This is a genomic window from Paenibacillus phytorum, from assembly GCF_013141715.1.
GTDB classification, from domain to species: domain Bacteria; phylum Bacillota; class Bacilli; order Paenibacillales; family NBRC-103111; genus Paenibacillus_E; species Paenibacillus_E phytorum.
Map to the genome: position 1 here is coordinate 1 of NZ_WHOA01000100.1, position 11,313 is coordinate 11,313.

15 protein-coding genes and 1 pseudogene are annotated in these 11,313 nt (G+C 41.8%); 8 read left to right on the forward strand and 8 right to left on the reverse strand.

The features are described from left to right. Window positions 1-87: 87 nt before the first annotated feature. From GC098_RS16015 to GC098_RS16040, 6 genes are all read right to left on the reverse strand, one after another. Window positions 88-636: a class I SAM-dependent methyltransferase gene (locus GC098_RS16015; RefSeq protein ID WP_216625299.1), complete on the reverse strand. Its 549-nt coding sequence runs from the start codon at window positions 634-636 to the stop codon at window positions 88-90. 290 nt (window positions 637-926) lie between these two features. Beyond that, entirely contained in the window at window positions 927-1,739 is an 813-nt protein-coding gene (locus GC098_RS16020) for a hypothetical protein (RefSeq protein ID WP_171644145.1), read from the reverse strand. Between the two features lie 354 nt (window positions 1,740-2,093). Beyond that, window positions 2,094-2,528, reverse strand: coding sequence for an SMI1/KNR4 family protein (locus tag GC098_RS16025; protein WP_171644146.1), 435 nt, complete (start codon window positions 2,526-2,528; stop codon window positions 2,094-2,096). 441 nt (window positions 2,529-2,969) lie between these two features. Next, window positions 2,970-3,185, reverse strand: a complete 216-nt coding sequence (locus GC098_RS16030; RefSeq protein WP_376773888.1) for a hypothetical protein — start codon at window positions 3,183-3,185, stop codon at window positions 2,970-2,972. Between the two features lie 377 nt (window positions 3,186-3,562). Next, window positions 3,563-4,051: an AAA family ATPase gene (locus GC098_RS16035; protein ID WP_171644147.1), complete on the reverse strand. Its 489-nt coding sequence runs from the start codon at window positions 4,049-4,051 to the stop codon at window positions 3,563-3,565. A 273-nt stretch (window positions 4,052-4,324) separates the two neighbouring features. Further along, a complete protein-coding gene (locus GC098_RS16040; RefSeq protein ID WP_171644158.1) occupies window positions 4,325-5,419 on the reverse strand; it encodes an L-dopachrome tautomerase-related protein in 1,095 nt (364 codons plus the stop codon). A gap of 225 nt (window positions 5,420-5,644) precedes the next feature. Here GC098_RS16040 and GC098_RS16045 point away from each other — a divergent pair, with 225 nt between their 5' ends. The 3 genes from GC098_RS16045 (at window position 5,645) to GC098_RS16055 (ending at window position 7,029) form a co-directional block, all read left to right on the forward strand. Next, a complete protein-coding gene (locus GC098_RS16045; protein WP_246358640.1) occupies window positions 5,645-6,136 on the forward strand; it encodes a CBO0543 family protein in 492 nt (163 codons plus the stop codon). After that, window positions 6,133-6,651 (forward strand): CBO0543 family protein, encoded by a 519-nt coding sequence (locus GC098_RS16050; protein WP_171644149.1) that lies wholly within the window; start codon window positions 6,133-6,135, stop codon window positions 6,649-6,651. The genes GC098_RS16045 and GC098_RS16050 overlap by 4 nt, the downstream gene beginning before the upstream one ends. Window positions 6,652-6,810: 159 nt before the next feature. Beyond that, window positions 6,811-7,029, forward strand: a complete 219-nt coding sequence (locus tag GC098_RS16055; RefSeq protein ID WP_171644150.1) for a hypothetical protein — start codon at window positions 6,811-6,813, stop codon at window positions 7,027-7,029. Between the two features lie 122 nt (window positions 7,030-7,151). Here GC098_RS16055 and GC098_RS16060 read toward each other — a convergent pair whose 3' ends face one another. Beyond that, complete coding sequence (locus tag GC098_RS16060) at window positions 7,152-7,433, reverse strand: hypothetical protein (RefSeq protein ID WP_171644151.1); 282 nt, start codon at window positions 7,431-7,433, stop codon at window positions 7,152-7,154. Window positions 7,434-7,621: 188 nt separating this feature from the next. Here GC098_RS16060 and GC098_RS16065 point away from each other — a divergent pair, with 188 nt between their 5' ends. The 5 genes and pseudogenes from GC098_RS16065 to GC098_RS16085 all read left to right on the forward strand — a co-directional run bounded on the left by GC098_RS16065 (window position 7,622) and on the right by GC098_RS16085 (window position 9,934). Continuing rightward, a complete protein-coding gene (locus tag GC098_RS16065; protein ID WP_171644152.1) occupies window positions 7,622-7,864 on the forward strand; it encodes a spore gernimation protein GerQ in 243 nt (80 codons plus the stop codon). A 12-nt stretch (window positions 7,865-7,876) separates the two neighbouring features. Next, window positions 7,877-8,263: a spore coat protein gene (locus GC098_RS16070; RefSeq protein WP_028552140.1), complete on the forward strand. Its 387-nt coding sequence runs from the start codon at window positions 7,877-7,879 to the stop codon at window positions 8,261-8,263. Beyond that, window positions 8,260-9,395 (forward strand): annotated as a pseudogene (locus tag GC098_RS16075) (zinc-dependent alcohol dehydrogenase). Before GC098_RS16070 ends, GC098_RS16075 begins: the two are co-directional and overlap by 4 nt. A 31-nt stretch (window positions 9,396-9,426) precedes the next feature. Further along, on the forward strand, window positions 9,427-9,627 hold the full coding sequence (locus GC098_RS16080) for a hypothetical protein (protein WP_171644153.1): 201 nt from the start codon (window positions 9,427-9,429) through the stop codon (window positions 9,625-9,627). Between the two features lie 10 nt (window positions 9,628-9,637). Further along, complete coding sequence (locus GC098_RS16085) at window positions 9,638-9,934, forward strand: spore coat protein (RefSeq protein WP_171644154.1); 297 nt, start codon at window positions 9,638-9,640, stop codon at window positions 9,932-9,934. A 607-nt stretch (window positions 9,935-10,541) separates the two neighbouring features. Here GC098_RS16085 and GC098_RS16090 read toward each other — a convergent pair. Continuing rightward, window positions 10,542-11,102: a cupin domain-containing protein gene (locus tag GC098_RS16090; protein WP_171644155.1), complete on the reverse strand. Its 561-nt coding sequence runs from the start codon at window positions 11,100-11,102 to the stop codon at window positions 10,542-10,544. Window positions 11,103-11,313 lie beyond the last annotated feature (211 nt).

The following is an 11,313-nucleotide window of genomic DNA, read 5'->3' on the forward strand; positions in this document are numbered from 1 at the left end:
CAATTGTTAGACTGTGTCTAACAATTGGGGTGCAGTTCACGATGCAAGCTCCTTCACTATCGTTTCCCGATAGCTCAATAAATCCTTCTACAGGTTGGGCTTCTTTGCATCAATAATGAGTGATACAAAGCCTAAACGTCCATCCTTGTTTCTATGATCAAATCGTTTTGAACGGTATATAAAACCTTTCGTCTCGTCCCAGTCATTATAATGAAATTTACCTTTCTCATCGCAATACTCAAGTAATTGAACGAAATATCCTGCTTCCTCGAACATTGTGCATATTGTATGAAAGGTATGTACGATTTTGTGAGAAGCTGCGGGGTGATCCTTAGGACCAGGTCCACCAATCTTAACTATATTCTGGTACGCATCATCAGGAAATAATCCGTCTGGGACGGCACAACGAATGTAGCCACCAGACCTTAAGTATTTAAAGCAGATTTTTGCTGCTTGAATACCTTCTTCGTAAGTAAGGTGTTCCCAAACATGTTCCGCCAATATGGCATCAACTGATTCAATGGCAAATATTTTATCCCAATCCTCGATTTCCAATAAACTAAGAACATGCTCCTCGGTGTGCAACCATTCAGGATTATTTTTACTACCACCAGAACCAACTACGACACGTATCAAAATTCTTCCACCCCTTTCTTAACTAAATCATAACGATAGAAAAAGGAATCTGGAATGGAATAAAGGATCACAGATATGGAATTTTATGATATCTCGCTCTTCTACCCATTAACATAATGAAGCTGCCGATCGTGCCGACAGCTTCGTCCAATGATGTTATTCAACTATAGTTCTGAGTTAGCTCAATGCAATTAGCGTGCCCAAAATAAAATAGCCATCCGTATAAAGTAGCGCGAACGGTTGGAATTGTCATATTGTTAGTCGTATGTGGTATTAGTAATAAACTTTCTTTATATGAATCTAACTGGTTCTGGTCTAAGCAGCTTTATTTTATGTTTCTGAAAAATTCCTTTCACTTTAGTGCTTACGATCAACAAACGATTTTGATAAGCGTCCAAGTATTCAAAAGTTAAATTAAAGTCCTGGAACCTCTCCATTTCTTCTTCTCTGTAAATAAATTCTGAGCGAGGAAAGCCTCTCAAACTGCAAGTTTCGCAATCACTATCAGGATAATGTTCATACGGGTCACAACGTACCTGATCATCAAATGGTGGCAAAATACTCTTTATAACCAAATGATATACCTTTTGAACACCCCGAGTCTTATAATCACTAGCGGGAAGGATTTCATACCCGCTGAGCTGATTGCTCTCAATAACCTCTTTAGCATACTCGGTAATAATTAGTTCAGGTCTAATATGAACTAAATGATGCTTACCAATTTTCTTCACATCCAACTTTAATTCAGAAGTCTGAACTTTACCACAGTGTTCGAAGTGATGGTCCTGAACGTACTTTGTCCCATAATGTTCAGCATCCTTGAGAGCATCATGCTCCCATGGATAGAGAACTCCTACATGAAAAAACTTTGCTTCCTTCAATTCTTGCTTTGTGTACTCTCTGGTTTCTGTAAAAGAATGATTAATACCTTCACTGTTGATCATTGACATTAATTCTTGATATTCTGGCTTCTCTTCATCTGTTACTATATGGAGACCACTTGGTTGTAATGTTAACTGATCCAGTCTACCTTCAAACTGACTCCTAATTGTATTAAATAAGTTGCTGTTCCCTCGAATCAGGATATCAGCTGTGCGTTTCATCCAAATTCCTCCAAGTTAACTATTTATCCGCATTTATTCGAGAATTGAACATACAATATCAATTCTTTCGGCATATCAACCTCAGTATACATAAAAGGGAGCTTAAGCTTCCTACTGATTTAAGAAAGTAGTAAGAATCCAGTCGACGAATCAGTGTGTGGAGTCTGGTGTGGAACTAAATTTGGGAACAAATAACGTACCAAATTATTGGTCATTTATTTTTATTTTTAAATTTTTCTACTAGTGCTAAAAACTCAGGGGTAGTTGTAACCTTAACTATACCTAGATCTTTCGGTGTAGTACTCTCCTCAATTTTCTGGAGGCTTAAAATAATATCTACAAAAGAATCTGATATCAAGTAAACGTTATTCCATAGTTCATTTTCCGAAGGGTTGAGTTTCTCCTGATTATGATCCCAGAAATAGATTCTTCCATGCATTTCTTCTTTAACTCTAATACAGATTTGATCTCCACTATAGGTATTAAATTAAAGGGCATTCGTCCAAGGTATGTATCAATGTTTTTGCGTAAACTATTAAATCCATCGGATTGCAAATTATAAAAGTCACCTAATCTGGCTACTTCAGAAACCCTTTCTTTATATAAATAACTAATTCCAGTAGGAAAGTCTATTCTCCCATATTCCAAAAGAAATCTCCTATACTCCAATGGCAATTGAAAACCATACTGCTGTTCTATCGAAACCAAGTCCTCAGAGTCTTTAATTAGTTTTTTTGTGACCCCTAACGCTGATAATTTGACCTCTATCTTCTCGAACTCACCTGGCATTGTTTTACCTCCATCATAGATAAACTCATCTGTAGCGTATTTGGTGTATCTCTCAGTTCGTGATGAGCCCTTTTTAATCCTTCTTATCCTGTAGAGACCTCATTATTAGTGTAATCTGCCCATTAGTTTAGCACGGTTAATTTTTATGTGTCGGCATTCGGACAATGTTCTTGTCACAAATCGGCAATCGGCTCAAGTTCTTGACATTGTCAATTGACAAGAACTTGAGCCGATAAATAAAAAAGCCCGCGGTTTACGCGGACTCGATTCGGACAATGTTTTTGTCATCCGACAGCCCTAATTTTCCATTCTCCCTTTTCTCTCGAATAATGTTCGATCAAGAAAAAGAAAATGGATTTTAGGGCCTTTTTTATGCTTCTGGACAGGTTTTGCTTGTAGACATCTGCACAAAAGTGGGTACTTTTTATAACCCACTATGGACTACATGCCTGCTGCGGCTATTCCTTTATAACGGTGTGCAAGTGCTTTGTGATAATATTCGCACTCGGCATATTGATAAAACCGTGCTGGGTCACCGGCATATGCCATTTTCATTCGCTCAAAATGTTCCGCCATCACGAAATGTTTCCCAGCTTGATGCATTGGATCGTGGTACCCATACATATTACGGTTAGACGTTTCGTTCAAAATAAACACTCCCTTTATAGTTTGGGTTTCATTATTTACTTAGGCAATATTACATTATGATAAAAGCCCTGTATCGGTACATGATGGATGCCCATTGTTGTGAGAATGCACCGAAACATGGATAACCATCGGACATATGTATAAAATCACCTATTTTGTGAAGAAGATCTCCGAACAAAGAAAGAGACCCACATCAACGGGATGTGGGTCTTAATTTTTATATTAAAAGGGGGTCTTGGTTATTTATTATAAGCCAAGTTCATTACGCCCAAGCGAAAATTAGATTTCATGTTTATTACAGCTTTGTGAGCCGATCAAATGGAGCCACCGAGGCAGCTCCTTCCTTTATTCAGCTATCGTTTATCGTTAGCGTAGTCTTTGTCTGATTAGTGAAAGTTCAGGTTGCTATTATCACTTAATCTAATCAGCTTCTCATTGTATAGTTCTAACTTGGTTTCAAAACTTCTTCTACTTTGTTCGAAATCCCGTGTCCATTTATACATCATCTTTAAAATCATTAAATCTGGTTTATAATGACACTTTTCAATACCGAGTTTTTGCTTAAGGAATCTAGTTAAAATTCTTACTCTACGCTTCCACAATGGAGTATCAAGAAATATGATTGTATCTGCCATTTGATATAAACATTGATAGGATTCTCTATCTGTTCCTTCAAATATCCATGTCCCATTTTTATCTATTTCCATTAATACATCAATTTGTTCTTCTGCTGTACGCTTATACCGTCCCATAGATGTTTGATGATGGACAATGGAATCGAGTTCAAACCAAGGCACATTAATTTTCTTTGATAAATGTTTTGCCAATGTCGTCTTACCACTAGCTACAATTCCAATAATGAGGATCTTTTTCATTCCTATCTTGGCTCCCTAATATTGACGTACATATTTCTTCGCCATAGACGCATGGATTCCTTTTAATGTAAGTTACACCATAGATAACTGCCCGTTAACGTAATGGAGGCTACCGATCATGCCGGTAGCCTCCCATTGGTGTGTTTATTAAACAACCGTTCGCCGATAGCTGAACAGGCTCCCGAGCGGCAGCCTCCAAATTCTTAATAACCATAAAGTCATAAAATACATTTTCTATGCAAATAGAGTCAACTTTGTAAAGTGAAATATTTATTAAAAGGTAGGAGCAGGTGGTTCGTCTATTTTCATACGGAGTAAACTATAAGGCTTCTGCCGCAGGTCATTTCCATAATGAAATCTTGCCTGCCGATGTAATTGGTTCACGATGAAATATAAGTATTGATCTGGACCAATCGAAAAAGTATCCGGCCATAAAATTCTCGGATCATGTGCGATCGTTTCCATGATGCCATTCGGCAATATCTTTCGAATACTGTTGTTTTCATAATCTCCAGCATAAAGGGTTCCTTTTGCACCGGTGATCATTCCATCTGAAGCACCTTTTTCTCCCCAATACTTCACGTGATCCTGTAAATTCATATCCGGTATCGTTCGGTCTCTTAGGACTTCCGTTGAAATCGAGTACAGATGTCGACTGGAGAGAGGACAAAAATACAAAATCTTGCCGTCCGGGGAAATCGCTATACCATCAGAGGCCAATCTAAAGGGTGAAGTAGATCCATCTTTGTTTCGATTCATCAGGATTTTACCTTCGACTTTCGGTAAAAGAAAGAGATCGGGCGAAGTTGAATTTGCCCCGTTTAACCGTCTCCAGGCATAACCCGTTTCTAAATCAACGACAATAATGGCACCCGGTCCTCGGGAAGACGAATCCGTTATATAAGCATAACCTGCTTTACCAACACGAAAATCAAATCGGACATCATTCAGATAAGTGGTTGGCAGGACAACATCCTCTGTAAATGTAAATACGCTTCTTATGGTATTTGTATTTAAATCTACAGCGACTAACTTCGCCCCCCCTTTGATGGGTTCTGAGAAATTAGGAGCCCCCGTATCCAATACCCAAAGCGTTCCCTTTCCATCAGCAACGACACTTTGGACACTAATGAAGGACGTTGTGATATTCGATTGGCTTACCAAATTAGCGTCTAAACTAGGATAAGGCTGTAATGTACCGCGAACGATTTCAGCCACCGTAAATTTAACATCGTCTCCCCATCTTGGAAAGCAAATAAAAATGCGCCCTGTTTCAGAAACAGTAACGCCTGTAGGCATGGCCCCGTAAAATAAAAAAACCGCTTCAAACTTACCGAAATACTTTTCACTCGGTAACATCATTTGTATAAAATCCTCCTCAACAGGTTCTACTGCTATCACCTATATATGACTGAATGTGGTTCAAGTGCCTGGATAATAAAATATTTTTAAGGGAACCCCGCAAGTTCGTGTCTATGACGGACAACGAGTAAACGGTGTTGTGTTTTTGCCTAAGTATCACCACCCACGAGAGTATGAATTAAAAGAAGTACACTATACATAGGAGCCTCCTTCCTTGTACAAGCTATGGCCATGGACATGGAACGAAATTTATTGCTGCTAGTCTGGTTTGTGTCTATAACCACCATCTATTTTCTTGTTCCAAGAGCAAAAGCTCATGAATTTGTGTTGTGCTTTCTTGTGTGTCAGGCTGTTGGATGGATAGTAGAAGTGCTACTCGTTCAATTTGATTTGGTGGCCTACCCGTTGCGTGAATTCCCCAAAGCTTCGGATTTGAATATCACGTTCAAAGTAGTGTGGACGCCTGTTGCGAGCGGTCTGTATTACATCTATAGACCTCGTGCCAATAAGTTGACAAAGTGTTTTTACTTTGCTGTCTGGATTTCACTGCTCACCTTAATCGACGGGATGCTAGCCGCAAAAACCGAATTGGTGGATTATGTTCATTTTCACTGGAGTCTGATGGCGATTGTGTACTCGATTATATTTCTGTCCGTCCGCGGCCTAGCGAGTTGGTTCTTTAGGGATCGCAAAGTTTTCAGGAAGGAAGCGAATGAGCGATGAGTTTGCTGATGCAATACGGCATTATCGTTTCAGTGTGGATCCTTTCATTGTTATTGATTCTCATCATCCCGCGGCAGAAACGTCGATTGGCGATGGTCGCTTTTTTGTTCAAACAGTATATTACGTGTATTTTCGGTCATGCCGTAGTCGAACTCAAACTTCTCGCCTATCCCGTAAGGGAGCTTGCCGACGTTAGCCGGACGAGCTTCACCTACGAATATATGGCCTATCCGATGACATGCGCGGTGTTTAACGCGTATTATCCGAGCCATCGGAGTGGCTGGATTCAATTCGGCTATTACGTGTTATTCACTACTGTACTGACGATAGTTGAGGTGCTGCTCGTACAATATACCGATCTGATTCGGTATGTTCGTTGGAACTGGTTTTGGTCATGGGCCACGATTTTTCTCACATTCCTGATAACTCGAGTGTTCTGTGTGGTCTACTTCGGAACCATGACACGAGTGGAAGCGGCAAAACAAAAGAACGCAGCCAGTACGACACGTTCCTAAGTGTGGGGCTATGCCCCCAAGACGTCGCCCAGCTTGCGCTGCGCTCCTGCTGCCGCCGCGCTGTGGTGCTGAAGAACGTCGGCATTTTAACGACCAACCCATAATAATAGGAAGCAGAAGAAAGAGGGAGGCCCCTTAAGGGCCTCCCTCTCGCTTGTCATGGATTTGCTGCGCTGGTCCGGCAAATCAAGCGCGTTTGCCGTCGTGCAAAAATGTCTCATTGAAAAGGGGGCAATTTCCGTAGTCCGCTTATATCCACTAACAATTATGGTCTTCAACATTAAGAGGTTATTGACGGTGGCTCTCCGTGTCTATGGCAAATACGTTCTTCCGAGCGTCAACGCAAGTCATTTGCCCATGCGGAGAGTATCGGCGTAAATTCGGAAAACATTATACGCAGCGTCTACATAGACAGACGACCATACCTCGACATTAGTGAGCTTGACTCCACTTGTATCCGAAAAAGAAGGAGAATCTCTGCCACTACCAAAGCTACCGTTTTATTGTTGGTCCGGCAGACGTAATGCGCTTGCTGAAGTTTGCGCTTGATCTAAAAATTCCTCTGCTTGGGTCAATTGCTGCCGGGCCGTCTCCAAAGCTTGTGAATTTGTTGCCGCATTAGATTCACTTATCGAGCTTATCGCCTGATTTAAAGCCGTTTGCGCCTCAGAAACCGCGTTAGATGCATGCTGCTCCAGCGTATTGACGCTCGAGTTAAGTGTACCTTCTGCCGGTTTTCTTGCATTTTCGGTGGCTAGATCAATTTTATTTCCATTGGGCAAGGTGAGTCCTCCTTCCTTGAGCAAAGATCAATAACTTATACAGAAATAAGTATGCGGTTGAGATTTTGTTTATATTCTTACGACTGCATGGGAATATTCGACCCACATTTCCGGCAATCAATTTTAGTATAAGATCCGATGCGTAGGTAAATCTAACTTTGATGAAAAAAGGAGGGGATAATTTCTCAATGAATACGCCAACGCTAGCGCCGCACGAATCGATGGAACTGCATGAAGCGTTAAACTTTAAAACGCTCTGCCTCGCTAAGTCAAAACTTATGCAAGGCTTGGTCTTTGACCAAGAGCTAAAAGCGTTAATGCAGAAAGACGTAATTCAATCCACACAACAGATCGCCGAGCTGCAAGCAATCTACGCAAGAGCTCCTTTCCAAGCGCCTGTTCCGAATAGCCCTACACCTATTACACATTAAAGGGGAACAAAAATGAATACCGATTATTTAGACCCGATTAATTCATTAAATATGCCGGAAATGGCAGATATGACTTTTGCAATGGACTTCCTTCTTCGTGCCAAGGAGGGTGTGCGAAATTTGTCCATCGCCCTGACGGAAACGGCTTCTCCGGATGTAAGAGCGCTGCTACGCAATCATCTTAAGCAAGGGATTGCAATGCACCAAGAAATCACGGAGCTCATGATTCGCAAAAAATGGTTCCATCCTTACGAGCTGAACGAACAGTACCAACTCGACCAGCTTTCGGCGAAAAATACGGTGATGATCGGGCAGATGAATTTGTTCCCGGATGATACGTCGCGTAAAGGGATGTTTGATCGGACCCCAGATGAACATATTGGAGGACATAATGCATGAAGGCGGTAACGTATCAAGGGATTAAAAATGTCGTGGTCAAAGAGGTACCGGATCCGAAGATTGAGAAACCGGACGATATGATAGTAAAGATCACCAGTACCGCCATTTGTGGTTCTGACCTTCACCTTATTCACGGGATGATTCCTAACCTTCAGGAGAATTATGTCATCGGGCTGAACCGATGGGGATCGTAGAAGAAGTAGGCCCCGGCGTGACAAAGGTAAAGAAAGGCGACCGTGTGATCATCCCGTTCAACATCGCATGCGGAGATTGCTTTTTTTGCAAAAATCAGCTGGAAAGCCAATGTGACAAGTCAAACGAACACGGGGATATGGGGGCATATTTCGGCTACTCCGGAACGACCGGCGGATACCCTGGCGGGCAAGCCGAGTATTTACGAGTTCCGTTTGCAAATTTTACCTACTTCAAGATTCCCGAAAACTGCGAACAACCGGATGAAAAGCTAAGCTTGATCGCCGATGCCATGACGACGGCATTCTGGAGCGTAGATAACGCCGGCGTCAAGAATGGAGATACGGTCATCGTGCTCGGCTGCGGTCCGGTCGGACTTCTGGCCCAGAAATTCTGCTGGCTGAAAGGAGCAAAGCGGGTCATCGCCGTCGACTATGTCGATTACCGCTTACAGCATGCGAAGCGAACGAACAATGTGGAAATCGTAAACTTCGAACAGGATAAGAATATCGGCAACAATCTCAAGGAAATGACCAAAGGCGGCGCCGATGTCGTGATTGATGCGGTAGGAATGGACGGCAAGATGAGCGATCTCGAATTTCTAGCCAGCGGTTTGAAACTGCAAGGCGGCACCATGAGCGCATTTATCATTGCGTCTCAAGCTGTCCGAAAAGGCGGGACCATCCAAGTCACTGGGGTATACGGCGGACGCTATAACGGATTCCCGTTCGGCGACATCATGCAGCGCAACGTGAATATCCGTTCCGGACAAGCTCCGGTCATTCATTATATGCCGTATATGTACGAGTTGGTTACGTCGGGGAAAGTGGACCCTGGAGACATTGTTACGCACGTCATTCCGCTCAGCGAGGCCAAGCGCGGCTATGAAGTGTTCGATACGAAAACGGACGATTGCATCAAAGTCGTCTTAAAACCTTGAATATGGATGAATAAATGGGAGGACAATCCAAATGAATTCCAATTACGCCTTGCATGTGATGCTGGAGGTTCATGAAATGGCTGCGTTCAAGACCGTTTGCATGACCAAATCCAAAACCATGCAAGCTCTGGTAACCGACCCGGAGCTCATACAAATTTTGCAGCAAGACGTGCAATTATCACAGCAGCAGCTTCAGGAGCTCGGTGGAGTGCTGTCTAAAGTGACCCTATAGGAGATAAAACATGAACACAATACTAGAACACATGACAGGGCTTCATACGCTGACCGACGACGTGATCGCAATGGATTTTTTGATGAACGCCAAGAGCGGAGTTAGAAACTACGCCATGGCCGTAACCGAATGTGCCACTCCCGAAATCAAGCAAATTTTGATGAAACAGCTCGACGAAGCCATAGACTCCCATGAAAAGATAACAAACTACATGATGCAGCGGGGCCTATACCATCCCTACCATATTCCAGAGCAAATTCTGCTCGATCTGAAAAACATTCAGACCGCTATGAACATTCCGTCCTGACACCGTATTTCGTCATGGCAAAACGCGCAAAACCACAATGGTTCAGGCGCGTTTTTGTTTGATTAGACTTCAGAGAACAAAATGTTCCCAGTGTCAAGAATCCAACAATAAGTGCGGATACGGTCCGCACTTATTGCGGCTGGCGTCACAAACACACTTGAACAAGCGTTCCTTCGTTTGTTTTGCTTCTGATTGTCATCGCTACGCACTCTGTGGATCTCTGCTCTCACGTCTACCCTTTCTCTATAGGTATTCTTATGTTGCCAATCTTTGCGGATAACGTCTGATTTGTGATTTTAAAAATACTCAATCCCCGCGGCATTCTGTAGAATTAAATGAACTATTCTGCCCGTTAGCGTAACGGACATATGTATAAAACTACCTATTTTATGATCATGACTGATCACAGAAAGAGACCCACACCAATTTGATGTGGGTCTTAATGTTTATAGTTTAAAAGAGGTCGAGTTCTATTATAGGCTCGATTCATTAACGCCAGATGAAGACCAGATTTCATTCTGATTACAAATGCCGCTGCTCCACAAAAGCTAGTGTTTTGTTCATATGTCTTTTAGTGATGATGGAGAATGTCTGCAAGTATATGGTTTTATTCAGCAGCCAATGCGTCTGCTTTCGTTTTATGAATCGTACCAAATGGATGCTCAGGCGGGGCATAAATAGAATAAAGTTTAAGTGGTGTATTGCCCGTATTCATTATATTGTGCCATTTACCAGCCGGTACCATGATTGCATATTCATCATAAACTCTTTTTTCAAAATTTAAATTATCTTTAGTATCACCCATTTGAACTATACCTTGCCCCTCTTCAATACGCAAGAATTGGTCAGTTGTGGGGTGAACTTCTAAACCGATGTCTTCTCCAACATTGATACTCATCACAGTAACTTGTAGGTTATTTCCTGTCCATATGGCAGTGCGAAATGTACTGTTTTGCTTTGTAGCCTCGTTAATATTCACAACAAACGGTGTTCTTCCATAATCTTTTAACTGAATTTTTTCATTCATGTTTGATGATTGCCGATAACCAAATCGGTTTGCATTCTCTATTTCTTGTGGAATCGCCCAGTACACAGGCTGTCTTACATAGTTATACATTGGTGCGTTAACGTAGTATGGATATGGATACATATTCCCAACGTAATTCATTGTGTTACTCATTCCCTTCGCAGAAGTATAAAATATGTTATTCACTATTGCTTGGGAATGGTACTTTTATTCTTTGATGTATTACTTTGAGAAATTGTTGTTAGCTCATCCTTCTTTTCAATTAAATGGACCCTAAATGGCAAAAACAGAACTTTTCTTTTTTAACCAAATCTGCCCGTTACTTCAACGAAATCAAAAAGGAGCCGCCTCA

What these genes read in the sequence shown, in the direction of transcription:
- GC098_RS16050 (WP_171644149.1), top strand. Translation starts at nt 6,133, where the DNA reads ATGAGTTTGCTGATGCAATACGGCATTATCGTTTCAGTGTGGATCCTT.
- GC098_RS16090 (WP_171644155.1), bottom strand. Translation starts at nt 11,102, where the DNA reads ATGAATTACGTTGGGAATATGTATCCATATCCATACTACGTTAACGCA.
- GC098_RS16055 (WP_171644150.1), top strand. Translation starts at nt 6,811, where the DNA reads ATGGATTTGCTGCGCTGGTCCGGCAAATCAAGCGCGTTTGCCGTCGTG.
- GC098_RS16065 (WP_171644152.1), top strand. Translation starts at nt 7,622, where the DNA reads ATGAATACGCCAACGCTAGCGCCGCACGAATCGATGGAACTGCATGAA.
- GC098_RS16070 (WP_028552140.1), top strand. Translation starts at nt 7,877, where the DNA reads ATGAATACCGATTATTTAGACCCGATTAATTCATTAAATATGCCGGAA.
- GC098_RS16045 (WP_246358640.1), top strand. Translation starts at nt 5,645, where the DNA reads ATGGACATGGAACGAAATTTATTGCTGCTAGTCTGGTTTGTGTCTATA.
- GC098_RS16020 (WP_171644145.1), bottom strand. Translation starts at nt 1,739, where the DNA reads ATGAAACGCACAGCTGATATCCTGATTCGAGGGAACAGCAACTTATTT.
- GC098_RS16025 (WP_171644146.1), bottom strand. Translation starts at nt 2,528, where the DNA reads ATGCCAGGTGAGTTCGAGAAGATAGAGGTCAAATTATCAGCGTTAGGG.
- GC098_RS16035 (WP_171644147.1), bottom strand. Translation starts at nt 4,051, where the DNA reads ATGAAAAAGATCCTCATTATTGGAATTGTAGCTAGTGGTAAGACGACA.
- GC098_RS16085 (WP_171644154.1), top strand. Translation starts at nt 9,638, where the DNA reads ATGAACACAATACTAGAACACATGACAGGGCTTCATACGCTGACCGAC.
- GC098_RS16080 (WP_171644153.1), top strand. Translation starts at nt 9,427, where the DNA reads ATGAATTCCAATTACGCCTTGCATGTGATGCTGGAGGTTCATGAAATG.